Annotated in this window: 22 protein-coding genes and 1 other annotated feature; of the genes, 7 read left to right on the top strand and 15 right to left on the bottom strand. The window is 56.1% G+C overall.

What is annotated here, in order from left to right:
- Window positions 1–36: 36 nt before the first annotated feature.
- Complete coding sequence (locus B7E11_RS23460) at window positions 37–927, bottom strand: carbohydrate ABC transporter permease (protein WP_176220868.1); 891 nt, start codon at window positions 925–927, stop codon at window positions 37–39.
- A gap of 15 nt (window positions 928–942) precedes the next feature.
- The gene (locus B7E11_RS23455; RefSeq protein WP_080839380.1) at window positions 943–1,830 is read right to left on the bottom strand and encodes a carbohydrate ABC transporter permease; all 888 of its coding nucleotides are present in this window, start codon (window positions 1,828–1,830) and stop codon (window positions 943–945) included.
- Between the two features lie 241 nt (window positions 1,831–2,071).
- On the opposite strand from B7E11_RS23455, the gene B7E11_RS23450 reads away from it, so the two are divergent.
- Window positions 2,072–2,641, top strand: a complete 570-nt coding sequence (locus B7E11_RS23450; protein ID WP_080839379.1) for a TetR/AcrR family transcriptional regulator — start codon at window positions 2,072–2,074, stop codon at window positions 2,639–2,641.
- Between the two features lie 53 nt (window positions 2,642–2,694).
- Here B7E11_RS23450 and tyrS read toward each other — a convergent pair whose 3' ends face one another.
- Complete coding sequence (gene tyrS / locus B7E11_RS23445; RefSeq protein WP_080839377.1) at window positions 2,695–3,954, bottom strand: tyrosine--tRNA ligase; 1,260 nt, start codon at window positions 3,952–3,954, stop codon at window positions 2,695–2,697.
- Window positions 3,955–3,993: 39 nt separating this feature from the next.
- Window positions 3,994–4,194: a binding site (T-box leader), on the bottom strand.
- A gap of 256 nt (window positions 4,195–4,450) precedes the next feature.
- Here tyrS and B7E11_RS23440 point away from each other — a divergent pair.
- Window positions 4,451–5,122 carry a hypothetical protein gene (locus B7E11_RS23440; protein ID WP_080839375.1) on the top strand — a complete coding sequence of 224 codons (672 nt, stop codon included), beginning with the start codon at window positions 4,451–4,453 and terminating at the stop codon, window positions 5,120–5,122.
- Between the two features lie 521 nt (window positions 5,123–5,643).
- Here the strand turns inward: B7E11_RS23440 and B7E11_RS23435 are convergent.
- The 7 genes from B7E11_RS23435 to B7E11_RS23405 form a co-directional block, all read right to left on the bottom strand.
- Window positions 5,644–7,758 carry a heavy metal translocating P-type ATPase gene (locus B7E11_RS23435; RefSeq protein ID WP_080839373.1) on the bottom strand — a complete coding sequence of 705 codons (2,115 nt, stop codon included), beginning with the start codon at window positions 7,756–7,758 and terminating at the stop codon, window positions 5,644–5,646.
- Window positions 7,745–8,113: an ArsR/SmtB family transcription factor gene (locus tag B7E11_RS23430; RefSeq protein ID WP_139787291.1), complete on the bottom strand. Its 369-nt coding sequence runs from the start codon at window positions 8,111–8,113 to the stop codon at window positions 7,745–7,747. Before B7E11_RS23430 ends, B7E11_RS23435 begins: the two co-directional genes overlap by 14 nt.
- A 168-nt stretch (window positions 8,114–8,281) precedes the next feature.
- Window positions 8,282–9,538 carry a DUF4179 domain-containing protein gene (locus B7E11_RS23425; protein ID WP_080839371.1) on the bottom strand — a complete coding sequence of 419 codons (1,257 nt, stop codon included), beginning with the start codon at window positions 9,536–9,538 and terminating at the stop codon, window positions 8,282–8,284.
- Window positions 9,514–10,050: an RNA polymerase sigma factor gene (locus B7E11_RS23420; RefSeq protein WP_080839370.1), complete on the bottom strand. Its 537-nt coding sequence runs from the start codon at window positions 10,048–10,050 to the stop codon at window positions 9,514–9,516. The genes B7E11_RS23425 and B7E11_RS23420 overlap by 25 nt, the downstream gene beginning before the upstream one ends.
- A gap of 226 nt (window positions 10,051–10,276) precedes the next feature.
- Window positions 10,277–10,765 carry a DinB family protein gene (locus B7E11_RS23415; RefSeq protein WP_080839368.1) on the bottom strand — a complete coding sequence of 163 codons (489 nt, stop codon included), beginning with the start codon at window positions 10,763–10,765 and terminating at the stop codon, window positions 10,277–10,279.
- A 172-nt stretch (window positions 10,766–10,937) separates the two neighbouring features.
- On the bottom strand, window positions 10,938–11,303 hold the full coding sequence (locus tag B7E11_RS23410) for an IDEAL domain-containing protein (RefSeq protein WP_080839367.1): 366 nt from the start codon (window positions 11,301–11,303) through the stop codon (window positions 10,938–10,940).
- Window positions 11,304–11,393: 90 nt separating this feature from the next.
- Window positions 11,394–11,984: a TetR/AcrR family transcriptional regulator gene (locus B7E11_RS23405; protein ID WP_080839365.1), complete on the bottom strand. Its 591-nt coding sequence runs from the start codon at window positions 11,982–11,984 to the stop codon at window positions 11,394–11,396.
- Window positions 11,985–12,264: 280 nt separating this feature from the next.
- Here B7E11_RS23405 and B7E11_RS23400 point away from each other — a divergent pair, with 280 nt between their 5' ends.
- Window positions 12,265–13,710, top strand: a complete 1,446-nt coding sequence (locus B7E11_RS23400) for a DHA2 family efflux MFS transporter permease subunit (RefSeq protein ID WP_240353791.1) — start codon at window positions 12,265–12,267, stop codon at window positions 13,708–13,710.
- A 183-nt stretch (window positions 13,711–13,893) separates the two neighbouring features.
- Here the strand turns inward: B7E11_RS23400 and B7E11_RS23395 are convergent, their stop codons facing one another.
- Window positions 13,894–14,319, bottom strand: a complete 426-nt coding sequence (locus B7E11_RS23395; RefSeq protein ID WP_080839362.1) for a GreA/GreB family elongation factor — start codon at window positions 14,317–14,319, stop codon at window positions 13,894–13,896.
- Between the two features lie 342 nt (window positions 14,320–14,661).
- Between B7E11_RS23395 and B7E11_RS23390 the strand changes: the two genes are divergently transcribed.
- The 4 genes from B7E11_RS23390 (at window position 14,662) to B7E11_RS23375 (ending at window position 19,263) form a co-directional block, all read left to right on the top strand.
- Window positions 14,662–15,135, top strand: coding sequence for a GlcG/HbpS family heme-binding protein (locus B7E11_RS23390; protein WP_080839361.1), 474 nt, complete (start codon window positions 14,662–14,664; stop codon window positions 15,133–15,135).
- Between the two features lie 176 nt (window positions 15,136–15,311).
- The gene (locus tag B7E11_RS23385) at window positions 15,312–16,904 is read left to right on the top strand and encodes a spore germination protein (RefSeq protein WP_080839359.1); all 1,593 of its coding nucleotides are present in this window, start codon (window positions 15,312–15,314) and stop codon (window positions 16,902–16,904) included.
- A complete protein-coding gene (locus B7E11_RS23380; RefSeq protein ID WP_080839358.1) occupies window positions 16,904–18,148 on the top strand; it encodes a Ger(x)C family spore germination protein in 1,245 nt (414 codons plus the stop codon). The genes B7E11_RS23385 and B7E11_RS23380 overlap by 1 nt, the downstream gene beginning before the upstream one ends.
- A gap of 29 nt (window positions 18,149–18,177) precedes the next feature.
- Window positions 18,178–19,263: a GerAB/ArcD/ProY family transporter gene (locus B7E11_RS23375; protein WP_245809804.1), complete on the top strand. Its 1,086-nt coding sequence runs from the start codon at window positions 18,178–18,180 to the stop codon at window positions 19,261–19,263.
- 34 nt (window positions 19,264–19,297) lie between these two features.
- Here the strand turns inward: B7E11_RS23375 and B7E11_RS23370 are convergent, their stop codons facing one another.
- From B7E11_RS23370 to B7E11_RS23355, 4 genes are all read right to left on the bottom strand, one after another.
- The gene (locus B7E11_RS23370) at window positions 19,298–20,206 is read right to left on the bottom strand and encodes an NAD(P)/FAD-dependent oxidoreductase (RefSeq protein WP_080839354.1); all 909 of its coding nucleotides are present in this window, start codon (window positions 20,204–20,206) and stop codon (window positions 19,298–19,300) included.
- A gap of 371 nt (window positions 20,207–20,577) precedes the next feature.
- Complete coding sequence (locus B7E11_RS23365) at window positions 20,578–21,618, bottom strand: HD-GYP domain-containing protein (protein ID WP_080839352.1); 1,041 nt, start codon at window positions 21,616–21,618, stop codon at window positions 20,578–20,580.
- Between the two features lie 225 nt (window positions 21,619–21,843).
- Complete coding sequence (locus tag B7E11_RS23360) at window positions 21,844–22,482, bottom strand: response regulator (RefSeq protein ID WP_080839351.1); 639 nt, start codon at window positions 22,480–22,482, stop codon at window positions 21,844–21,846.
- On the bottom strand, window positions 22,469–24,673 hold the full coding sequence (locus tag B7E11_RS23355) for a GAF domain-containing sensor histidine kinase (protein ID WP_080839350.1): 2,205 nt from the start codon (window positions 24,671–24,673) through the stop codon (window positions 22,469–22,471). The genes B7E11_RS23360 and B7E11_RS23355 overlap by 14 nt, the downstream gene beginning before the upstream one ends.

The raw sequence follows: 24,673 nt of genomic DNA, 5'->3' as shown, positions 1-24,673 counted from the left end.
GAGAAACAAGCCATGCACAGCTTGTCTCCTGCATCGCTAGCCTTTGACGGAACCGGCCACTACCCCTTTTTGCACATACTTTTGAAGGAACATATACATCACGATGACCGGCGTCGTCGTCATGACGAGCGCGGCGCTGATCAGCGAATAATCCGCGCTGAAATTGCCTTTGAACATCATCAGTCCGAGCGGCAGCGTTTTCAGGGAATCCTGCGAAACCATAATCAGCGGGAAAATGAAATCGTTCATAATATTGAAGAACGAAAGAATCGTCACCGTGGCCAGAATCGGCTTGGCCAGAGGAAAATAAATTTTGAAAAACGACTGATAAAGGTTGCAGCCATCGACAAGCGCCGCTTCCTCCAGCTCCTTTGGCACCTCGGCGAAGAAGCCGTAGGCGAGAAACACCGCGATCGGCAAATTGAATCCGATGTACGGGAAAAACAACGCCCAGAACGTGTCGTACGTTCCCGTCTCGTTGGCGATCGCGAACAGCGGGATCAGCGTGCTGTGCACCGGAATCATCATGCCGAGCAGAAACGATCCGAGCAGCAGCTTAGAGCCTTTAAACGAACGCACTGCCAGATAAAAGCCGATCATTGTCGATACGATCAGCAGTCCGATCACCGAGAATACCGTAATATACAGGCTGTTGAACAAATAGCCGCTGATCCCTTCATTCCAGGCGTTCGCGAAATTCTCGAAGTTCCATTCCAACGGAAGCCCCCAAGGATTCGCAAAGTATTCCTTGTTGCTCTTGAAGGAGGACAGAACCATCCACACGAACGGATATCCCGTCAACACCAGGTGGAACAAAAAAATGAGATAAATGACCGTGCGGCTGAAGAGCTTGCCGCGGCGCGGCTTCCGCCGCGTCCGTACCGCGCCTTCCGCCGTTTGCCGGAGTTGAGCTTGCGCACTGCTCACATCCATTCTCCTCTCCTATTGGAATTTGGCGTTCCCTTTGCCGAGCGCCTTCGTAATGATCAGGGCAAGGAAGAGGCCGAATGCCAGCAAGAAGGTCGAAATCGTACTGCCGTAGCCGTAATCCATGAGCCGGAACGCGTTATTCATCATGTAGCTGGCCAGCACTTCGCTGGCATGGTTCGGTCCGCCGTTCGTCATGATGTAAATCAGGTCGAAGTATTTCAACGAATTGATGACGCAGTTCAGAACGGTGAAGGTAATGGCGGGCCAGATGAGCGGAATCCGAATCCGGAAAAAGATTCTCCACTCGCTCGCTCCCTCCACTCTCGCCGCTTCCAGCACTTCGTCGGAAATGTTTTGCAAGGCCGCGAAATAAACGACGATGTAGAAGCCGATAAACTGCCAGGCGACGACGGCGATGACGGAAAGGAGCGCCGTTTTTTCGTCTCCGAGCCAGGAGTGCGCCCAGCTTTCCAATCCGAGATTCACGAGCAGGCTGTTCAGCAGACCGAAATTCGGATCGTAAATTTGCCCCCACAAAATGCCGAGCACCGCGGTGGACAGCATGACCGGCGTGAAATAAACCGTTTTCAAAAAGTTTGAACCTTTAAGTCCGACACTGAGCAGCACGGCAAGCAGCAAGCCGACCGGCAGTTGGATCAGCAGCGCTCCCAACGTCAGATACAGCGAATTTTTGAGCGCCTGCCAGACGACGGGATCTTGCGCCAGCCTTAAATAATTGTCCCCTCCGGCAAACGCCATCGGCGATACGCCGTCCCAATGAAAAAAACTGTAGTACACGCTCATCAGGATCGGAATGACGATGATGCCCAGGAACACCGCCAACGCCGGACCCGTAAAGAAAAGCCCGCCTGCAAATCTGCTCCATCCTTTCTCTCGCATTGAATCTCTCCCCGCTGCTAAGATTGCGCTTTCAACGATCACATGGACTATCTTAGCAACAAATGCCCCGCTTGTTATGGAACGATGATTGGGAAAAATAAAACATCGATTGGAAACGCGTTCATGGATCGGATCTTGTCGGGCGCAGGGGCCCGCTCTGTCTTGACAACCGGCTGGCGTTATCGGATAATCCGACTGACGAACGTTCGTCATTCATTTTTGACGAAAAGAGGATATGCCATTGACGATCCATTCGATTAAAGCGGCCGCGCTGCAGCAGTTTGCGTTAAAAGGATACGAAGCCGCTTCGCTGGATAAAATCGCGCAGGAAGTCGGCATCAAGAAGCAATCGCTATATTCCCACTTCAAAAGCAAAAACGACCTGTTTTTGACCGTATTCGCGGAAGCCGTCGCACGGGAAACGGCGTTCGCCGACGATTATTTCGAGCGGACAAGCGCCGGAGGTTCCGACGGGGATCGGCTCTATCGCTTCATCGAACAGTTTAAGAGCCGCTATCAGGAGGATTTGAACCTGAGGCTGATTCTCTACTCGGGCTTCATGGTTCCGGATCAGCCGGCGGAACAGGTCGAGGATGCGGTGACCCGTTACTTCGAGCATCTGGCCCGAAAGGTTCGCGAGCGCATCCTTGGCGACCCGTCCATCGCGCCCGGAGTCCCGGTCGACACCGCCGTGTTCGCTTATATGAACATGCTCGAGGGGATGCTGGTCGAACTGATTTACGCGGGGACGACGACGTTCGATGCGCGTCTGCAGGCATCTTGGGACGTTTTTTGGCGGGGAATCCGCTAGAGAGCCCGCCTCTAAGGCGCGGGACGCAAATCCCGCGCCGAAGGGCGCTCGCCTTAATCGAAAGCCGCCAGCCATACATTCCGTTTTCCCCGCCGAATCAGCGCGAAGCGTCCGTGCATGCGCTCGTCCGGCCCGATGATGAAATTCGGATCCGTCACCCTTTTCCCGTTGATCGTCACGGCGCCGGCCCGGATTTCTTCCCTGGCTTGCCTTTTCGAAGGAACGGCCTTGGCGGCGATCAGCAAATCCAGCAACGCGATCGGATCGGAGCCGAACGTTGCCGACGGGATGTCCGCAAGCGCCCTTTCCCATTCTTCCGCGGTCAGCGCCGCGGGCTCCTCCCGAAACAGAACGCCTGATAGATTCCTGCACCTCTCCGCTTCCGCTTCTCCGTGCACGAGCTTCGTCACTTCGAAGGCAAGCATTCGCTGCGCCTCGCGCGCTTCCGGATTTGCGGCAGCCGCTCGTTCCCGTTCGATAATTTCCTCATGGCTCAGGAAAGTGAAATAGTTCAGGAAACGGATGACGTCCGCATCGTCGGTTTGGATCCAAAATTGGTAGAACTCGTATGGAGACGTCAGCTTGGGATCGAGCCAGACGGCTCCGCCGGCGGTCTTCCCGAACTTCGTCCCGTCGCTCTTCATGATCAACGGCATCGTTAACCCGTACGCGCGCTTGCCGCCGCCCAGCTTGTCGATCAGCCCCAAGCCTGCCGTAATATTTCCCCACTGATCGCTGCCGCCGATCTGCAAGCAGCAATCGTATTCCCGAAGAAGAAATTGAAAATCGTACGCCTGTAGCAGCATGTAACTCATTTCGGCAAAGGAAATGCCGTGCTGCAGCCGCGACTCGACCGTTTCTTTGCCAAGCATGTAGTTGACGGTGAAACGCGTGCCGATCTCCCTTAAAAACTCGACGACGTTGACGGAGGCGAACCAATCGTAATTATTGAATACCCGGGCCGGATGGGTTGCGGATTCGAAATCCAGAAACGTTGACAATTGTTCCCGGATGCTTTGCGTCCAATGCTCGACCGTTTCCTTGTTGTTGACCGGCCGTTCCGCCGATCGTCCCGTCGGGTCTCCGATCAGCCCCGTTGCGCCGCCGACAAGCGCAAACGGCGTATGGCCGGCGAGCTGAAACCGTTTCAACGTCAGGATCGGCAGCAAATGTCCGATGTGCAAGCTGCCCGCGGTCGGGTCAAATCCCGCGTACAAGCGGACGTTCCCATTGTCCAGCTTCGCTTTTAACCCTTCCCAATCGGTGCATTGATGTATCAATCCTCTGAACTGCAAATCGTCGATGAGGTTCATTCGTTCCCTCTCCTTTCGAAATCAAAAAAGCCGCTCCTCTAAAGGAGCGACTTCGATCGCGGTACCATCCTTTTTCGAAGATCCGTCGGACCTTCATCTTCATCACATAACGGCGTGTCCCGTCCTGTTCGGCAGGAAGCTCCGGGGTGTAATTCGCTAGCGCATGTTCGCCGATTCGCACCGATCATCGGCTCTCTGAAGAAGGGATGCGCCGCTTTGGAAACCCATCAACGCTTTTTCGAATATGAAGCTTACGAACGTTCGTAAGCCCAGTATGGCATACCGCCCTCGTTATGTCAACGCGCAAATTCCGACTTTGGCCGCGCTGCCGAGCATGTCCTATCCCATGCGTGATTAGGACCATTTTCCCGATTATGGGATCTTTACCGAAAACATTGCGATTTGTAATTCGGATTACAGACGAAAAATCTATCGGCCTTTACGATGGTAAAGGTTTTTTTATTCCACATCCAAAAGCAAGGGAGAATGCACGCACATGAAAACACGTACTCGCAAACTGATTTCCGCAGCCGCAGCCGCAGCGCTGTTGGCCGTACCGCTGACGGCAAAAGCCGCCGAAGCATCCGGGGCGGCCGCCGCCGATTCGCAGAGCCCTCCGACGAAGCTTGAAACCGAGGGCGACTTCGCCGCCCTGCAATTCGGCAAGAAAATATTCGTCCATGACAAGAATGGCCAGCTGTTCCAGACGAACGGCAAATACCATGACGGCGAACTGCTCGACCTGTTCGTACTGCCCTTCGGCCCCATGCAGGTGCCGTTCATTCTGGTCAACAACGACAATTCCGGCGCCTACAACGTCTACAGCGACCTGTGGCCGGAATTCGCGAAAGGCAAGGAGCAGGACACGATCGAGGAATATTACAGCGGCCGCGTGTTCAACAAGGCGAAATCGCTGATCTTCAGCAAAACGAAGCACCATTACGCGGCGCAAAAAGGAGACGAAGCGATCGCTTATACGGCCAACGATTTCGGCGACCTGACGAAAGGCTACCATGAATCGATCCGCATCAAAGGCAAGCTGCGCGGCCTCATCCTGTTCGATTGCTGCCCCTATCTCGTCGTCGAAGACGAGAACAAGCAGCTTATCGTCTACCATGCCGGCATGAACGGAGCGGAACAGGCCGGCACCATTGAAATCAAGGCATAACCGCTCGGTTCGGGCGCGGCGGTTTGCAGAACGGGCGGTACGACGATCACCATGCCGTTATCGTCCTTGTCCATGGTTGCGAGCGCTTCTTCCTCGGAGGATGTCAACTCGGCTTGAAAGGCGCTTGTTGCGTCAAAAATCGGACAGCCGCATTGCTGTCCTCCGAACTTTCGCTCACATCCTCCGCTCGGAGCTGGTCGATGCGCGCGGTCGCGCCGATGAAAGAGGAGGCCGAATTGCTCGGTGGTTAGACCGAACTTCTTCGTGTCCGTCGCGAACACTCGGTGATGGAGCGCGAATTTTGCAAACAAAAAATCCGCGGATTCCGCGGATTCTTCGTCTTATGTCAATCTGTGCAAGTTACGGTTGCTGCTCTCCCGGCCGCCTGGCTGATAAGGCATGCCCGGGAACGTATCGGAGAACACGAGACTCGTATCGCCGACCTGCAAATGCGCATGCATGACGCGATCCTTCACGTCGTCCGTCATTGGATGATTCGGATCCGCGGGCATATCCGGCCCTTATTTGGTCCTCACCAGCCGCAAGCTGTTGAGCGTCACGATCAGCGTCGCTCCCATGTCGGCGAGAATCGCCAACCATAGCGTCAGCCAGCCCGGCACGATCAGCGCTAACGCCAACAGCTTGATTCCCAGCGAAAACGCCACGTTTTGTTTAATTACCGCGAGCGTTTTTTTGCTTAAACGGATCGCGAAGGGAAGCTTTCGCAAATCGTCTGCCAGCAACGCGATGTCGGCGGTCTCGAGCGCTGCGTCCGTCCCCGCTCCGCCCATCGCGATGCCGACCGAGGAAGCGGCAAGCGCGGGCGCATCGTTTACGCCGTCGCCGACCATGGCTACGCTCGGGTAGCTCAGCCGCAGCTTCTTGATCATTTCAAGCTTTTCCTGGGGAAGCAATTCCGCTTGAACCTCCGCCACGCCCAATTGATTGCCGATCGATTTCGCCGTCGCTTCATTGTCGCCCGTCAACATGATCGTCTTTCGAATCCCCATCGAACGAAGCTCTTCGATGACGGCTTTGCTCGAATCCCGCACCGCGTCGGCCACCGCGAACAAGGCCATCACGGCTTGCTTCGTGCCCAGCGCCATCACGGTTTTTCCCTCGCTTTGCAGCGTTTGGATTCGCTCGCGCGCCGAGCCGGGAAACTCCGAGCCGAGCTCATCGAAAAGCTTGGGACTGCCCATATAATGCATCTGTCCGTTTACCAGCGCCTGGATGCCTTTGCCCGTTATCGAGCGGAAGCCGTCAACGGATAGCGGGCGTTCAATGCCCGCTTGAGCGGCTTTCCTCGCGATCGCCGACGCCAACGGATGCTGGGAGCCTTTTTCCATGCCGGCGGCAATCGCGAGCATCTCCCTTTCGTCTCTCCCGCCGAACGATTGCATGTCCGTTACTTCCGGGATTCCCTTGGTCAACGTGCCCGTTTTATCGAACGCCACCGCCGAAATGCGCCCTGCTTCCTCGAGATGGATGCCGCCTTTGATCAACACTCCGTTTCGGGCCGCATTGCCGATCGCGGTGACGATGGAAACGGGGGTGGAAATGACCAGGGCGCACGGACACCCCACCACAAGCAGCGACAGTCCGCGATAAATCCACTCTCCCCATTCTCCGGCGAACAACGGCGGAAAAACGGCGATTCCGATGGCCAGAGCCATGATCGCCGGCGTGTAATAGCGGGCGAACCGGTCTACGAACGCTTGCGACGGCGCCCGTTCGGCTTGCGCCTCTTCCACGAGGTGAATGATTTTGGAGATCGTCGTATCCTCGACGCGCTTCGTAACCTTGACCTCGAGCAAGCCTTCCCCGTTCAGCGTGCCGGCGAAGACTTCGTCGTCAACGTCCTTGGCTACGGGCACGGATTCTCCCGTAATCGCGGCCTGATCGACCGTCGACGTCCCTTTGACGACGACGCCGTCCATGGCGAGCTTTTGACCCGGCTTGACGATCATGACGTCCCCGACCCGGATATCCTCGACGCTCGCCGCCAACTCGGCGGAGCCGCGCCGGATCAGCGCTTCCTTGGGCGCAATATCCATTAACGCACGAATGGATTGACGCGCCTTTTGCATCGAAAAGCGCTCGAGCGCTTCGCTTACCGCAAAAAGCGCCACGACGACGGCGCCTTCCCCCCACTCTCCGATGCCGGCCGCGCCGACGATCGCCACCGTCATCAGCGTGTTCATGTCGAACTGGAGACGAAACAGATTTTTGATCCCTTTCCGAAAAAGCCCGTAACCGCCGACGAGAATCGCAACTCCGAAAACGAGCGCGGACAGCCGGCTTTCTTCCCCGTAAGCGAAGGCAAGAAGATATCCCGCGGCCGTCAAGAGGACCGAAAGCAGCACGTTCCCGTTCGTTTTCCAAAAAGGTTCTTTTTTCTCCGCGAACCGTTGTTTTTCCGGGACGACTTTCAGATGTTCAAACGCGCCGGCTTTTTCCAGCTCCTCTACGGTCGCGTTTCCGAATACCGTGATTTTGGACGCGCCGAAATTCACCTGGGCATCTGCAACGCCCGGCAAGCTTTTTACGTTTTTTTCAAAAATGCCGGCACAATTCGCACAGGTGAATCCTTGTACGCGGTAAACCTGTTTGTCTTCTTCCTCATGTTGTGGCATGCGCCGTCAACTCCTCGCTATGGGTTGAAGAAAGCAAAAGGATGTCACGTATATGATCGTCCTCCAGGGAGTAGAAAACCAGCTTCCCTTCCTTGCGGAATTTGGCCAATCCGAGCTGCCTTAGCATGCGCAGATGATGCGACGCCGTTGCCAGCGTGGAACCGATAATATGGGCCACGTCGCACACGCATAGTTCATCTTCCATGCACAGGGCGAACGCGATTTTCATGCGGGTCTCGTCCGCGAGCACTTTAAAGATCCTGACCATGCCCGGGATATCCTGCCGCTGGAGAGCATGTTGTACCTTTCGCACTTTCGGCTCGTCATAACAATAAATTTCGCAGCTGTCTTTCACTCGGCACCTCCGACACTCAAACGATGGCTTGATTATTGCGATCGTAACATAGCGATTATCTTTCAGTCAAAATCATTTGAATGATCGATTGAAAATCGGCAAAATAAAGCCGTCAAATGAATTGACGGCACTAAAGTTTAATGACATTAATATTTAAGGGATCGGTCTTTAACCCTCCAAATCTACGACAACCGCCAGCTCCTCCAGGTAAACGGGAGCGTTAAACCGAGGCGTGGAAAGGAAAACGGAATCGGTTTTCCTTACGTTAGAAAATGTCAGTTGATATCTGTGATCGCGGCCCTGGATGCGAATAGGCGTCCCCTTATCGAACGGCTTTCCCTTTTCGTCCTCAAGCCATATTTCATTCGCCTGCTCGAATAGGCGTTCTCCCTCGACTTCGTAAGTAAGCGTTAAGTTGTCGTCTTCGAATTTCTGATCTACGACGGTTACGGAACCAGCCTTCCCTTGGGATAACGTGATCGGCGTCCCCTTCCATTCTCCGTCTATTCGGGTCGTGGAATCGGAACCGACGAGATAGGGTGTGATCGTCAAGCTCTCAGGCACGGTTTCGAGCGGTTCGAAGTCATACACGAAATGTTTGTCATCCGAGGTTCCGCCGCCGTGACCGCCGATAGGCTGTAGAACGCGCCCCTGGTCATCCTGCACCTTGAATTCCCAAAACGGTGAATCCGTTCCGCGAAGCCGAAAGGAAAGTTTCGTTGAAGTCGGGTACAAAGCCATGTCCTCATATTCGACTTCGACATCGTTCCAGGTTCCGGTCTGGGCGATTGCGAACAATTGATTTTCGCCCTTGCGCTCGACGGGAATCTTGGCATAGATCGCGGCTTCGTCGCGAGACAAGATGCCAAGCGTAAAGACGTCGGGCAGCGGATCGTCCACATGAAGGCTTAACGTTCCCGCATACGTTCCGTCGTCCAATATTTTCGTGCTGGCTCCCCCGGAGAAGCTTGGCAGCCTTTTCCCGTCGACCGAGAACGTCACATCTTTTACGAATCCCATCGGATCCTTCGCATCGGCCGGCGCAATCAAGCCCAGGCTGATGCTCGAGCCGTCGTAAAGGCTCTCGGTAATCGTCATGGCATAATCATCGATTTGAATCTGCCGGCCCACGTTCGTCGTCAAATTCAATTGGCTTCCTCGTTTCGTGCCGACGTCGCCGACCAGCTCGAATACGGAGCCGATGACGGGAATCGATTTCATCGCCTCGGCAAATGCCGGAGACAGAGCCGTCAGTCCGAAGGAGAGAACCAGGACTGCCGCTGCCGCCGTCGTGCCGAATCGAAGCCCGAACGATTTTTTGCGAGTTCTTTTGAGCTGATCAAGCGTCAGATGAATACGCCGGTCGACTTGCTCGGGCAACGATGCGTTCACCAGGTGATTTAATTCCCGCTCCCATTTTTCCATGGATATCCCTCCTGCTTGCTCCAAATGCTGCGCGCATGCTCGCGAGCGCGGCGCAGCTGCGTTTTGATCGTGTTTTCGGGTTTTTGATAGATTTCGGCCAACTCTTTGATCGAGAGATCGTCGATGTGATAAAGCTTCAGGAGGATGCGGTCTTCCTCCGGGAGCGTCTTAAGCAGCTGCTCCAGCTCGACTTTTTCGAAGCCGCTCTCCTTTGCGGAAGGCGCCGTCCATTCGTCGAGCTCGATAACCTTTCGATGTTGCCGGAGAATTCGGTTGCACTCGTTGATGACGATCCGCAGCAGCCACGTTTTGAAGTAGGCCGGCTCCCGCAACGTTCGAATATTTTCAAAAGCTTTCAGAATCGCTTCCTGAATGGCGTCCGCGCAATCCGCATCGCTTGCAAGCAACGTCCTGGCCACCCGATACATGATGACTTTGTGCGCGCGAATCAAGTGCTCGAAGGCGTGAGGATGGCCTTTTGGGGCCTTTTTCACTTCCTTTGTCATGTCCATAATATCCCCCCCTCCGATCGGACGTATATTAGATGCGCAAATATGCGGCGCGGTTTCAAAATCATTATCTGAATTTCATCCGCCGAATGACTCTTTCGGGCCATAGCGCCGCCGCATCCGCAATGCTAAAATGAAGGCGATTCATCGCGGCCAAAACGTAATCCGGATTGAATCGGAAAAAGCCGAAGGTCCCGTCCAGCTCGTGCCCGGAACCTTCGGCTTCGGGTCAAGAGGGATTCCCGATGCGCAGGAGCTGTTGGATCGCGCCGAAATGATAGGCAACGTGCGCCGAGCTTGCGATCGCCTCGACCGTCGTTTTTTCGTCCCATTCCGTTTCGGCGGTCATCACATGATGCATCCATGAGTGAGCTTCATCTTGCAAACGCGCGATAAGACCCCGCCATTCCGGTTCCGTGACCGTTTGCAGTTCCCAGCTTTTTGCCCAATCCTCGTCCGCGAATAGAGCTTCCCCTCTCGACTTTCGATTCAACAGCTCCAGACTGAACCGGAGATGGTTTGCGTGAGCGGCGATGCTTGCGCGTCCGGGAATCCGGATGGCCGAAGCTTCGGCTCCGCTCAAACGTCTCAAGGAATCCAGCAAGCCGTTTCCCTTACCCGGATTCAGCACCCAGGTAAACCGGCCCTCCTCCGGACCGTCGATCAGCTCGGCCAGAAGTAAATGCAAGCTGCGTCGCACCCCGTTTTGTTCGCTCATGTTCGTTAATGCCCCTCCTCCGACGAAATTTGTGGAATACCTCATTTTATCATCCAATCCGCAAAAAACACGATCCCCCCGCCCTAATGGCGAAGAGATCGTGCCTTTATCGAAAAGCGTATTTCATTCCCGCGAGAACGTTCGGATCGAATTCCGGTCCCTTCCCTCCGGGTCAATGGAATAGAAGTCGATTGCGGATGCCGGAGGGGGCTCCGATTCGCTCCCGAACTTGCACGCCCTTGTTCCGAACGGCAAGGAGCTGTTCCGACAGCTCGCGGAACCACGCTTCGTCCTTCGTCGTCAGCGCCATGTCGATGAAGTTCAGGATGCTGCTTTCATCGTCCGCGGCGAACGCCGGCAGCGTACGGACGGCCCGGTTTTGAAGCGTCAAAAGCTTTCCGACGGCGGCTTCATGATCCGATTCCGTCACGAGAAGGCTCACCGTACCTTGTTCTATCTGCATCGAATCGATGAATCCGCGAACCAGCTCGCCTTGGCTCGTATGCCCCGACACCCAATCGCCAATTGCAAAGTTCATGATTGCCACCGCCTTTTGCCTGAAATTTTAAAAAACGGTCTTAATACTGTAATGATAATTATTACAGTACGAAAAGTCAAGCTTCGGCTTCTATCGGGAGCGCGAAGATGTCAGCATGGAAAATTGTTCGGCCAGGAAATGCGGCGAATAAGGCATGTCGTTGCGCAGCCAGGAAATGATCACGCCGATCAAAGCGGAGGAACCGAACCAGATTGCGATATCCCTTCGAACCGTCAACCCGGAAGCCAAAACGTCTTTCTCCGATTTTTCCAGTCTTTCCGTAATCATTTCAGACAGCAGCTTGGACAGCCGTTCCGTGAAAATCGGAAGACGCTTCGTGGCGAGAACGGCTTTGTAAAACTTCGCGTTATGGGCAATATGCTCCAGAAGCTCGACTAATGTCGCTTCCTTGCCTTCGGGAGAAGCCTCGGCGCTTTGGGATTTGCCGTGCAGAATCCGGCTGAAATCCTCGTTCATTTCATCCGCCAGCTTTTCCATCATGTCCGGTATGTCCCGATAATGAAGATAAAACGTAACGCGGTTGATCGTGGCGCGCTCCGCAAGCCGATTGACCGAAATTTTTTCCACGTCCATCTCCTGGAGCAATTCGACGAAGGCATCCCTCAGCAATTGGCGCGTGCGCAAGATGCGAGGATCGATACGAGTCGTTCGATTTTCCAATCGGATCCATCCCTTCTGCAGCAAACTACAATTTGCTCGAAAATGTCGTAAATCTGCCGCATAAACGACTGAAAGCGAAATCAAAATGGACTTCTTTACAGTCTGCGATAATCTGTCGCTTGTAAACCTGACGGGCCGGGAACTAAACTAATTTATGCAGTGTTAATTATACGACACTTTGTAAATCTAGTCTATGACTGAAGCGGAAGGAAGGATCAAGTTGAGTAAAGACGGCACGACAGCCCGCAGCGCGATCAAGAGGGGCCCTGTTTTGTTCGCCATGATTTTGGGCGCCTTTTTGGCTACGCTGAATCAAACGGTCATGACCGTTGCCATCCCGGAACTGATCGGAGAATTCAAGATTGCGGCGGCAACGGCCCAATGGTTGACGACCGGCTATATGCTGGTAAACGGAGTTTTGATCCCGATCACGGCGTACCTGATGCAGCGCTTTTCCACTCGCCAGCTTTTCCAGGCCTCGATGTGGATCTTTCTTGTCGGCACGATCGTATCCGCCTTGGCGACGAATTTCCCGGTCCTGTTGACGGGGCGCATGATCCAGGCAGCCGGCGCCGGCATCACTATGCCGCTGCTGATGAACGTCATTTTGACGATTTTTCCTCCCGAAAAGCGCGGCGCCGCAATGGGCATGGTCGGGTTGGCGATCATTTTCGCCCCGGCGATCGGACCGGTCGTTGCCGGTTACATTCTGGAAAGCTTTGCATGGGAAACGATGTTTTACGGGATGATTCCGTTAACGCTCATCGTCATCGTTTGCGGCATGATTTATTTGAAAAATGTATCAGAAAAGGGGCATACGAATCTCGATGTTCTCAGCGTCGTCTTCTCTACGGTCGGGTTCGGCGCTATGCTGTACGGCTTTAGCCGCGCCGGCAGCGAAGGATGGTCGAGCGCCGAGGTGATTTCGACGATCGCCGCGGGCGTTGCGGCGCTTGCCCTGTTCGCCTGGCGGCAGCTCGTTTCAAGCCATCCGCTGCTGGATCTGCGGGCCTTCAAATACAACATGTTCTCCTTGACGTCCGTCATTAACATTGCGGTTACGATGGTCATGTACGCGGATATGATGCTGCTCCCGCTGTACTTGCAAAACGCTCGCGGCTATACGGCCCTCGAGTCCGGTTTGCTCATGCTTCCCGGCGCGATCGTCATGGGTCTTCTCATGCCGGCCGCCGGCAAGCTGTTCGACCGATTCGGCGCCAAATGGCTGGCTGTGACCGGTCTACTCATCACGATCGTCACGACGATCGGTTTCATCGACTTGACGGAATCGACCAGCTATACGTATCTGGTGCTCATGTCGACAGGCCGCCGCATCGGCATGGCCCTGCTCCTGATGCCCATTCAGACGGCCGGGCTCAATCAACTGCCGTCCAGGCTGCATGCGCACGGCACCGCGATCTCCAATACGATTCGGCAAGTGGCCGGCGCTGTCGGCACCTCCCTGCTCGTCACGATTATGACGAACCGGACTCAAGCGCATTTAACCGACATGATGACCGCCGGGGGAACGGATGGCGCTTCGCAAGAGCGGATGACTCTGGACGCCACGATTCAAGGCATCAACGACTCGTATGTCGTCATTGTCGGATTCGGCGTCATCGCGCTTCTTCTTTCATTCTTTATTCGACGCGGGACGCAAGCTTCCGAAGATACGAACGATAGGAACGAAGCCGCGGTCAAGCGAACGGCAGCGGAATCCCGATAGCCTATGCTGGACGTACAATAAACAGGGAGCAGGAACCCGTTATACGGCTCCTGCTCCCTTCAATGTTTATAAGGATGCTTCCTCCGCTTTGTAAATGATCAGAATGGCGCTTCGCTGCGTCTCCGAATTCCGGTTAAATCTTTTGACGAAGGAACCGTAGCGTATATCTACGACCTGCTCGTCTTATTCGTATCCGAAAGAATGCTGCTTTACGGTGATCCAGTATTTTTCGCCGGGGCAGTCGATTTCCGTGCTGTATCCGGCTCTCGAGAGCAGAATTCGCTGGCCCACCGGAGACAAAAACGAAATGCGTCCCGAATAGGGGTCGACATCCATAGGCAGCACGATCGATAGCTGTTCGTCCATCCGATCCGTCTCGTTTCGGACGATTACGTTCGACCCGATCCACACCAAGGTATCCGGCCCCTCGCCGCTTGTTCCGTCAAGGCACCTTTTCGCATGCCGGCAGTACCTGTCCACGAAATCTTTGAGCGGGCGTTTGTCCCCGGAACTCGGCAAGGCGTTCAGCAGCTCGTTGATATTTTTATCGAAATAGTCCAGTTGGCTCGACAGGCTATCCCTGAAACGGTTCGTCAGACTATGGCTCATCGTAGATATGCCCCCCCATCTTCGTTGCCCGGTACTCAAAGTCCGTTATGATGCGTTTTTTCATCCCTATCGATCCTTTCCGCATTGTATAGAACGAAGACACCCCGCCCCGTTAGGCGAGATGCCTTCATTCGTTTAAGATATAACACACTTTCCAATATAATTCAACTATTCATATATTTACATTTAAAGGCAAACGACCTATTAAAAGTGGACGATCCCATTTATTAAGCCCTGATGCAAAGCGGTTCTGTTGGCGATCGTCGCATGGCTTGCCACGGTTTCACCAACACGGGCGAACGTCCATATCCTGTAGGAACGCAATAGCGAAGGAGAGGTTGGATGGTTAAACTGACGTTGGCCGAAGCGAAGCAGCTATTGGAAGTCTCGGAACGAAAAGCTCGGCAAATGGGATTAAAATCCGACATCGCGATCGTCGACGACGGAGGAAACCTGATCGCTTTTCATCGGATGGACAATGCCCGGATCGCGGGCATCGATATTGCTATCGGCAAAGCCTGGACCAGCGCGGCCATGCAGATGCCGACTGCCAATTTGGCCCAATCGGCGCTCCCGGGAGGAGCGACTTTCGGCATCAATACGACCAACCGGGGGAGGCTCGTCATTCTCGGCGGGGGAATTCCGCTCGTTCGCGACGGGGAAATCGCGGGCGGCATCGGCGTAAGCGGCGGAACGAGCGCCCAGGACGTCGAGGTCGCGAACGCAGCCGTTCAGATTTTCGAACAAGCGCGGTATACGGGACTTCCCTCCTACGCGAATGCATGGACGGGGTTTATGCAGCGCTCCCGCAATTAACGGAACGGACGGGAAAATGGAATGGAAAACGGCACATTTGCCGTTTTCTTTTTTTGTTCTAGACCGTCTCGTCTGCCGAACGGTGCTTCGGCATGCCGTCATCTCCGTTCAGCGGATAGCCCATCGCCTTCTGGATATAATAAGAAAAGTTTGGATAAGAAAGGCTTAGTGATGATATGTTTGTCAAACTGATTGCCGGGCTGTTTCGCCAATCGAAGAACGGCGGCAAACGGGAGAATAACGCGCCCTCCGTCCCCTTGCCGGAGAAAGCTCTGCTTGGCGTGCCGCTGCGCGCGGCTGTCGCCGCAGCCTGCGCCAAAATGGGCCAAAGCCCCGATTTTATCGCGAAGGAAATCGGGCGGGACGAAGAAGGAATGCCGCTGGCGGCCGTATTTTACATAGAAGGCCTTGTCGATGTGATGAAAATAAGCGAAACGATCGAAACGTTGGTCCGGGTCGCGTCCGGGGCGTCCGAAGCCCCCCGCTCTCCCGGCTTGCTTCGACAGAGACTGCTGGATCGGGTCCATTCCGGAGACACGGTCGCCGTTCCGACGGAAGAAGCGTTTTATTCGGCCGTTTTGGCCGGTTCGGCGGTCGTGCTCGTCGACGGATGCAGCGAAGCCTTTTCCGTCTCCGTTCAGGGCGGAGATAAACGAAGCATCGAAGAGCCGTCTTCGCAAACGGTCATTCGCGGGCCGAAGGAAGGCTTTACGGAGGTGTTGTCCACCAATCTGACGCAGGTTCGGCGCAGACTCCGGACGACGCAGCTGCGCATCGAACACCGAACCGTCGGCCGCTTCACCCGGACGCAAATCGCGATTGCGTACATCGAGGGCATCGCCAATCCGGCCGTGCTCGCGGAATTGCGCAAGCGGCTCGATGCCATCGACATCGACGGCGTTCTGGAAAGCGGGTACTTGGAGGAGCTGATTCAAGACCATACGTTTACGCCGTTTCCCACCATCTTAAATACCGAGCGGCCGGACGCCATCGCCGGTTACCTGCTGGAGGGCCATTGCGCGGTGCTGGTCGACGGCACGCCGTTCGCGCTCGTGCTTCCGGTCACGTTTTTCAAGTTTTTCCTGTCGAGCGAGGATTACTACCAGCGATACGATTTGATTACCTTTATCAGGGCGATTCGCTTCCTGTCCTTTTTCGTCAGCTTGCTGCTTCCATCGCTTTACGTCGCCATTACGACGTTTCAGCAGGAGATGCTGCCGACGACGCTGCTGATCAGTCTGGCCGCGCAGCGGGAAGGCGTTCCGCTTCCGGCTTTGCTCGAAGCGCTGCTCATGGAGCTGACGTTCGAGGTCATCCGCGAGGCCGGGGTGCGCATGCCGCGGGTCATCGGCCCCGCCATTTCGATCGTCGGCGCGCTCGTGCTGGGACAGGCCGCGGTCCAGGCCGGACTCGTCTCCGAGGCGATGGTCATCGTCGTCTCGTTTACGGCGATCGCCAACTTCGTCATCCCTTCCATCTCGATGGCGGCGTCCGTCCGGCTCATCCGTTTCGGCCTTATGCTGCTGGCCGGTTCCTTCGGGCTGTTCGGCGTCTTGGCGGGGTTGGTTCCGCTGCTGATCCATCTGGTTTCGCTGACGTCGTTCGGCATCCCCTATTTTCTCCCGGTCGCCCCGCTGTCGCTGCAAAATCTGAAGGATGTGTTCGTCCGCGTTCCCTGGAAAGCCATGCGAACGCGGCCGCAGCTGATCAGCGTCCTCAACCGAACGAGACAGCAAACCGGCGAATCGAACCGCAAGGAGAAAGACTGATGCCGAGATCCGTTACCCTGTTGTTGATGTGCGCCGCGTTCTGCCTTGTTCTTGCCGGGTGCTGGGACCGCAGGGAGCTGAACGAGCTCGGCATTACATCCGCCACCGGCATCGATTGGGCGGACGGGAAGTGGAATGTTACTTATCAGGTCGTCGTTCCCTCCGGCATGTGGTCCGGCGGAGGCGGCGGAGGCGGCGGAGGCACCACCCAATCGTCGGTCCACGTTTTCACGGCGGAAGGAAGGACCCTTTGCGAAGCTGCTAACAAGAGCAACCTGGAAATTCCCCGTCAACTCTACTTTGCGCACACCGATGCTATCGTCATCGGAAAAGCCGCCGCCGAACATGGCCTTTCGGAAGTGGTCGATTTATATTTGCGCAGCGTTCAGGCACGCGAGACGGTGATGATGGCGGTAACCGAGGGACGCGCCTCCGACATATTGAAGCTGTTCGTGCCGCTGGAAAAGCTTCCGGGAGACGCGTTAAATAAAATCATCTCGAAGGAGGAACTGAATTCCGGCTATTATCCGGCCGTCCGGGTGTTCGATTTTGCCCAAAGCCTGTATTCCGATTCGCGCGCGATCGGGGTTCCGGAACTCAATCTGATGGGCAAACGGGACGCCAAGTCCCGCAAAGAACTGTCCTCGCTGGAATCGTTCAAACAAACGCACAACGAATCCAAGCTCGGCCTGACGGGAGAGTCCGTCTTCAAGGACGGCCGCCGGATCGGTCGGCTTACGTTCAAGGAAAGCTACGGGATTTCCTGGCTGTCGGGCGACATCAAACAAAGCGCTCTTGCCGTCCCTTGTCCGTCCGGTTCCAATCGGGACGCCTTTTCCACCTTGCGGATCGATAAAGCCGAAACGAAAATAACCCCGCAGAAAAAACAGGACGGTTTTCGAATGCTTGTCCGGGTCAATGTAAGCGGCGAGGTGCTCGAGTCCGAATGCAAGCTCGATTTGACGAAAAACGAAGCCGTTCGCCAGCTTGGGAACGCAATCGAACGAGAGATCGAGGACATTATGGATACCGGGTGGAGCGCCGCCATGCGCATAAAGGCGGATTTGCCCGGATTTGCCGACAAAATCCACCGGAAATATCCGAACGATTGGAAGAAGCTGAAGGATCAATGGACCGAACAGTTTCCGAAGCTCGAGGTTCAACCGCACATACGCGTTTCCGTCATTCGCATCGGTCTGTCGCTGAAACCGTTAAAGCAGGACAGGGAAAACGCGAAAGGGTAAAAAGAAAGCCGGCAGAAGGAGGCCCAAAGGTGAACGGACAAAAAACGCGAATTTCCGAACTGGTCATCTGCTTCGTTTTGTTCGAGGTCGGCAGCACGACGCTGTTTCTGATGGGCCCCGAAGCCAAGCAGGACGCCTGGCTCGCCATGCTTGCCGCGGCGGCGGCCGGCTTCGTCCTGCTGATGCTGTACATGGCCATCTACCGGACCGACCCGGAGCGCGATTTGTTCGAGTTGTTCCGCCGCTATTGGGGCAAGTGGATCGGGACGGGAGCAGGTTTCGTTTTTGTCGGATACTTTGCTTACGAAGGTTCGCAAAACCTGAGAGACCTCGGCGAGATCGCCGCGCTTATCCTTCTCAATCGAACCCCGTTGTTCATCCTTCTGCTGATCACCGTGCTGGTTATCACCAACACGGTCCGTCTGGGAGCTCCCGTCCTGTTCAAGTTTAGTCTGGCGATTTTTCCGATCACGCTCGCAAGTTACCTGATTCTCATGCTGCTGCTGGCCGGTCTAGGACAGATCCGGATCGAAAACATGTTCCCCATGTTGGAGAACGGTTGGAAGCCGATTCTCGATGCCGCGTTTCCCGAAATCTTGTCGTTTCCGTTCGGGCAGGCCGTGCTGTTCCTCGTTTTTTTCCCGCTGGTCGCCAACTCGGTCCGAAAGGTCAAGAAATCCATGTATATCGCCTATGCTTCGATCGCCCTTTCGCTTACCGTCCTCAATCAGATCATCATTCTCGTGCTCGGACCGGGCATCGCCGCGAACTGTTCGCTTCCGCTGCTGCAAGCGGTGCAGTTGATCGAAGTGGGCAACGTTTTCGAGCGAATGGACATCATTTTCGTCCTGATTCTGTTTATCGGCCTGGGAACGAAACTGGCGGCGTTCAGTATCGGGGCGGCTGTCGGCCTGCGCCGGCTGACCCGCATGAACTATAAACTCGCGTCCGTTCTGGTCGGGGCCGCCGTATATGCCGCTTCCTTCCATTCGCCCAATTATACGCACCACATCTGGATGGGAAAACAGGTTTTATACGCGTATCCGATTTTCCACGCCGCCTTCCCTGTCTTGCTGTTTATCGTTATGCTGATCAGGCGCAGGAAGGCGACTTAACCGAATCGCGGACGGCCGCCGTCGATCGGGCCTTTTATAGCGATTTCCAGTCCTCCTCCGTCAAGTCCGCCATTACGGCCATCGCCGCCTTGCTTCCCGAAGCGGCGGCGAAAATCAATTGGGACGGCATGACATAGGCCGAATCGCCGGCCGCGTATACGCCGGCAGCGGTTGTCCGTCCCATCGCATCGGTTGCGATCCCTCCGTTTGCCGAAGTTTGGTAGCCCAGCGCTTTTTCGAAATTCGCATGCGGAAGCTGGACGGGATCGAGAAATCCTCCGCTTCGCTCCATATGCGTGCCATCCGCGAAATGCACCCGCTCCAGCAGGCCGTTCCGGCCGGAAAAAGCGGAGACGGGCGTATCCACGACCGGTATGTTTCGGGACGCGAGCTGCAGCCGCTGTTCGGCGTTCAACGCGCCGCTGCCGTTCGTGCATACGACCAGATCCCGGCTCCAATTCAACAGCAGCTTGACTTTATGGAACACGGACGGATTTTCGGAAACGACCGCAAGCGGCCGATCCCGCAGCTCCCAGCCATCGCAAAACGGGCAGTTGAACAGGCTTTTCCCGTAAAAGTCGCGAAGCCCCTCGATCTCCGGAAACACCTCTTTCAACCCGGCTGCCAATATCACCTTGCGAGCCTGCAAGCGCTCGCCCGACGAGGTTTCCACGACAAAGCCGTCCTCCGACTTCCGAATGTCGGTCGCCTCGGCCTGCCAAAGCCGAACCGACGGATAGCCAAGCACCTCCTCGTAAGCGATGCGCCGAAACTCGGCCGGCCGAATCCCGTCTCGCGTAATGAATCCGTGAGAGGCGTGCGTCACGCCGTTTCTCGGGCGGCCGCTGTCGAACAGCGCGACGCTCCGCCTCGCTCTTCCAAGCACCAGCGCCGCGTTCAATCCCGCGGGCCCGCCTCCGACAATCGCAACATCGTATTTCATAGGACCAATTCCTCCTTAACCGTCTTTTTCCTAATTATAGACTTATTGCATCCATAATAACCATAATAAAAATCGCCTGTCAAGTCGCTTCAGAACGAAAAATCCGGGCTGGATACCAGCCCGGGTAAGATAGGTTAATTGGAAGCCGATTGAACGGGAATCGTCATTTCCAGTTCCTCGTAGTAGGTTTTCGTACCGGAGACCGGATCGCCGTCCTTCGAACCGTCGATGCTCCAATCGGATTTCTTGGCCGTGTACGTATAGGGCCACTCTCCGCTGGATTGCGTTCGATCGACGCAAAAACAAAAACCCGCGGCACTCGCGGGTTGGAATCGGTTAATTTCGCTTGGAATCGCCTGTCGCCAATCTTCTTAACCGAGAACTTCCTTGATCCGGATATGATTCTCTTTGCTTAAATCGATAAAATCATGGTTGTCGAGCGCGACGAGCGGCTTCGTCGGAGAGTTCGCGTTGGTCAGGATAATCTTCCCTTTCCGGCCGTCCGACAACAGGACGTCGCAGCCGACCAGCGTCCCGAGAAGCGTATCCAGAAAGGTCATGCCGATCACGGAGTCGAACCGATCCTGAATTATGCCCCGATGGATCTCCTCGATGACCTGAAAAAACGAAAAAGCGGGCCGGTGCGGCCGTTCCGAGATCATGGCCATATACACGTCCGCCAGGGCGACGATTTTACTGAGCCGATCGATCTGGTTCCCCTTCAGACCGTTCGGATACCCGCTGCCGTCCTCCCTTTCGTGGTGCTGCAAGGCAACCCGTGCCGCGCGGGGGTCGACGTCGGACTGCTTCAGCAGCTCGTAGCCGAGGAGGGTGTGCTGTTTCATGATCTCGTACTCGTGATGTTCGAACCGGCCCGGCTTGTTGATCAGGGACGAGGGCAGTTTAACCGAACCGATGTCGTAGAGGACCGCCGCCGTCGTCAAAATCGCCAGCTCGGCGTCGTCCAGCCGAAGCCGCTTGCCGAGCGACGTGGCCAGGACGGCGACGCCGATGATTTGCTTGTAGCGAAAATCCCCTTGTTCCTTCAGTTCGGAGAAAACTTGGAATAAATTGTATTTCTTTGCGGTTTCATTAATGAACGGAATCACTTTTTCTTCGACATCGGCGACGGGGACGACGCCGTTGTTCCGGACGAAAAGCTCGATTTCGTACAAATATTTCTCTGTCCTTTTCGCTCTTTCGCGGGCAGCGGAAGGGACGGGATCCGCGGAAGCCGGCAGTTCGTCGGCCGCGGCCCTGACCTCGTCGATATGGATGTTGAAATTGGCCAGCTTGTCGATATGGCTTTCATGAAGGACGGTTCCTTCGGCGATCAATAACGTTCCTTTGTTATCGAAAATGCTGCTCGTCAATCGTTTTCCGATAAAAGCTTGGTACTCGTGCAAAGACATCGGGTCGGTTACCTCCAGTTTTCCGGCCGCGCCGGTTCGAAATCGCATTCCGCGTGTGGATGACAATCTGAAAATTATTACGGAAGATTCAGCGAAATCGATTACTTCATTCCGGAAAAATGAATCCGCAGCATTACTTAAATACGGACGGGGAACGAGGCGGGTGAATAACGAACTATTTGCCCGATACCGGTTTTTTAGGTATTTGGAAGGATAGAAAACGCCCTACTCGTCGCGGGCGCTCGCGGCCAGCCGGACCGCTTCCGCCCGATCGGCGACCTGCAGCTTGTTCAAAATATTCGTCACGTAGTTGGACACCGTCTTCAAGCTGATCTCCATTCGCCGGGAAATGTCCGCGTTGGACAGCCCGTCCGCCATCAGGCTCAGCACCTCTTTCTCCCGATACGTCAACTCGGGAAACCAATCGGCCCGGTGCGCGGGACGCGTCGCCATCTCGATCATCCGGTTCGCCACATCCTGGCTGAAGATCGCTTCGCCCGAAGCGACGACGCGAATGGCCCGCAAAATGTCGTCTTTGTCCGAATCCTTCAGGATGTAGCCTCTGGCGCCGGCTTTCATCGCCGTAAACACGGAAACGTCGTCCTTGAACATGGTCAGCAGCAGAATTTTGACGTCCCCGGCTTCGGCCTTGATGGCGGCGGTCGCCTCGATTCCGTTGCGGCTGGGCATGCGGATATCCATCAGCACCACGTCCGGCTTCAGCTCCAAGGCCATTACCACCGCCTCGTCCCCCGTCGTCGCTTCTCCGACGACAAGCATATCTTCGGCGCTTTCCAGCACGCTCCGGACGCCGTGCCGGAACATCGGATGATCGTCCGCGATCAGAATGCTAATGGTTGTCATGCGCCCCTCCCCGATAGGACATCGATTTCAGCGGCAGACGGGCCTCTATGCGAGTGCCGCCGCCGGCCAACTTTTCAATGACGCAAAAGCCTCCCAGCTCCGCTGCCCGCTCACGCAGCGAGGTCAAGCCGAGTCCGCCCTTTCCGTCCGTCCGGCCGATCCGCTCGGCGAGCCCGATCCCGTCGTCCGTTACTTCGACCGCTAGCTCGGGGTCCGGCTGCGCTTCAACGGCGATGCGAACGCGGCATTCGCTCGCTTGCGCATGCTTCACGACGTTGACGAGCGCCTCCGTCGCGATCCGGTAAGCGCCGACCTCGACGGCCGCCGGCAAAAGAGGAAGAGCTTCCGGACAATCGAGCGTCATCCTCAGCGGAGGCGCGTCGGTCAGCTCCCGCACCTTGCGGATGTTTTCCAATTGCTCCATCCGCTGACGAACGGCTCCGACCAGGCCCAATTCGTCGAGCGCGGCGGGGCGAAGATCGTAGACGATGGATCGGATTTCCTCGACCGTATCGCCGATATCCTTCTGAAACTGCTGCACAATTTCGATCGCCTTGTTCGGGTCCTTGCGAATCCAGTCGGCGACCAGCGAGGCCGTCAGCCGCATGGCGGCCAGCCGCGGCGCGATGTCGTCGTGCAGGTTCCGGCGCATCGTTCGCCTCTCCTCCTCCCTGGCGAAGATGAGCTGCTCCTTCGACTCCTGCAGGTCGGTCAGCAGCCTTCGGATATCCATCGACTGGCCGACGCTTTGCACGACGATGCCCGCCTGCCGGCACAAGGCCTCGATCAGCCGGCGGTCGGCATCGCCGAACGCCTCGCCCGGCGATCGGGCGGCCACCAGCAGCGTGCCGACCTCCTGGCCTCCGGCCGCAAGCGGGAATTCCGCGGTTTCCGCCTGCCCGTCTCCCCGCTGCGCCGCAAGGGACGGCGCGCCGTCGCGAACGATTCGGATGCCCGCGTAAGGGACGCGAAGCGAATCCTTGACGGTACGGACGACCGTGTCGAGCGCCTCTTCCGGAGTCACCGTCTCCTTGAGCCGGTTTCCGAGCCGGAACAAGACCGAGAAAGGATCGGACTGTTCGCCGTACATCATCCGGTTGACCAGGCGCTGGAGCCTTTCTTTCAGCGGCGCGAACAGGACGGCGACGACCCCGGCGGCGGCCAGCGAAAAAAACATGTTTTGTCCGGTTCGGAACAGAACGGACAAATACCACACGGTAAACGAGTACAATGCGACGATGCTCGCGCTCAGTCCGGCATAAACAATCGTGCGGCCCACGATCGGGTCGATGTCCCAAAGCCGTTTGCGCATGACCGAGATGCCTACCGTAATCGGTATCGGCAGCATGACCAGCTGGACGCCCAGATCGAGGACGAACATCCAGACGGAATCCTGCGTCTCGTAAAAATCCGTCCGCAGCAGCAGCGGCAGAAGCGAAACGACGACGAGGCCGGTTAGCGACAGCAGAAACCCGTATACGACCCATTTCGTCTGCTGGCGCTCGACCGCGTCCGCCGTCCGCCGATAGCGGACGAACCGGTCGAGGATGAGCAAGCCGTATTGCAGCACGAACCAGGTCAGCGTAACCCAGAACGGCCAACGGCCCCACGGCTCGTCCGGAAAAAAAACGGTCGTCAAACGGATAGCCGCCAGCGCGATGACCGCTCCCGCCACGAGCTTCGTCCCCGCTTTGCCGTTCGGAAACAGCAGCAGAAGCAGGATCAGCGATACGAACGACAGGCCTTCGGCCGCCGCGCCGAGCCATTCCCATTCTCTCCACTGCGTCCGAATCATCAATGAGGAAGGGAACGCGATCAGCGCCACCGAGGCCAGATAGGAGAACGGCTCTCGCGGCCGCTTGGCCAGAATAAGCAGGGCGACGGAACAATAGATCGCGAAGAAAATCAGAGCGATGGCGCAGTAAAGATAGGCAAAGCCTTCTTCCGTCAGGTTCAATCTCTCGAGCGCGTCCCAAGGCAGCGGCGTGATGGCGGCGTATTCGCAGGCCGTTCGGTGGCATTCGTCCCGCATGTAGGCGAAGTAGGTCGGAATTTTAGCCAAAAAAAGATACGCCACGGCGCCGTTGATTGCGAGCGACAGCCACCGAACGGCCGATAACCACCCTTCCGGATGGCTTCGGACGCCGGGGGGCGAATTCGGCCGAAGGCGCTCCCCGGCTTCAGTTTTCAT

The organism is Cohnella massiliensis (genome assembly GCF_900169535.1).
Classification (GTDB): domain Bacteria; phylum Bacillota; class Bacilli; order Paenibacillales; family Paenibacillaceae; genus Cohnella; species Cohnella algarum.
This window is presented reverse-complemented; position numbering and strand designations above follow the sequence as displayed.

Coding starts and splice junctions, on each gene's coding strand:
- tyrS (WP_080839377.1), bottom strand. CDS start 3,954: ATGAACCTCATCGACGATTTGCAGTTCAGAGGATTGATACATCAATGC.
- B7E11_RS23395 (WP_080839362.1), bottom strand. CDS start 14,319: ATGAGCCATAGTCTGACGAACCGTTTCAGGGATAGCCTGTCGAGCCAA.
- B7E11_RS23400 (WP_240353791.1), top strand. CDS start 12,265: ATGATTTTGGGCGCCTTTTTGGCTACGCTGAATCAAACGGTCATGACC.
- B7E11_RS23410 (WP_080839367.1), bottom strand. CDS start 11,303: ATGAACTTTGCAATTGGCGATTGGGTGTCGGGGCATACGAGCCAAGGC.
- B7E11_RS23425 (WP_080839371.1), bottom strand. CDS start 9,538: ATGGAAAAATGGGAGCGGGAATTAAATCACCTGGTGAACGCATCGTTG.
- B7E11_RS23435 (WP_080839373.1), bottom strand. CDS start 7,758: ATGCCACAACATGAGGAAGAAGACAAACAGGTTTACCGCGTACAAGGA.
- B7E11_RS23440 (WP_080839375.1), top strand. CDS start 4,451: ATGAAAACACGTACTCGCAAACTGATTTCCGCAGCCGCAGCCGCAGCG.
- B7E11_RS23365 (WP_080839352.1), bottom strand. CDS start 21,618: ATGTCTTTGCACGAGTACCAAGCTTTTATCGGAAAACGATTGACGAGC.
- B7E11_RS23360 (WP_080839351.1), bottom strand. CDS start 22,482: ATGACAACCATTAGCATTCTGATCGCGGACGATCATCCGATGTTCCGG.
- B7E11_RS23355 (WP_080839350.1), bottom strand. CDS start 24,673: ATGAAAACTGAAGCCGGGGAGCGCCTTCGGCCGAATTCGCCCCCCGGC.
- B7E11_RS23385 (WP_080839359.1), top strand. CDS start 15,312: ATGTTTGTCAAACTGATTGCCGGGCTGTTTCGCCAATCGAAGAACGGC.
- B7E11_RS23390 (WP_080839361.1), top strand. CDS start 14,662: ATGGTTAAACTGACGTTGGCCGAAGCGAAGCAGCTATTGGAAGTCTCG.
- B7E11_RS23455 (WP_080839380.1), bottom strand. CDS start 1,830: ATGCGAGAGAAAGGATGGAGCAGATTTGCAGGCGGGCTTTTCTTTACG.
- B7E11_RS23380 (WP_080839358.1), top strand. CDS start 16,904: ATGCCGAGATCCGTTACCCTGTTGTTGATGTGCGCCGCGTTCTGCCTT.
- B7E11_RS23420 (WP_080839370.1), bottom strand. CDS start 10,050: ATGGACATGACAAAGGAAGTGAAAAAGGCCCCAAAAGGCCATCCTCAC.
- B7E11_RS23415 (WP_080839368.1), bottom strand. CDS start 10,765: ATGAGCGAACAAAACGGGGTGCGACGCAGCTTGCATTTACTTCTGGCC.
- B7E11_RS23370 (WP_080839354.1), bottom strand. CDS start 20,206: ATGAAATACGATGTTGCGATTGTCGGAGGCGGGCCCGCGGGATTGAAC.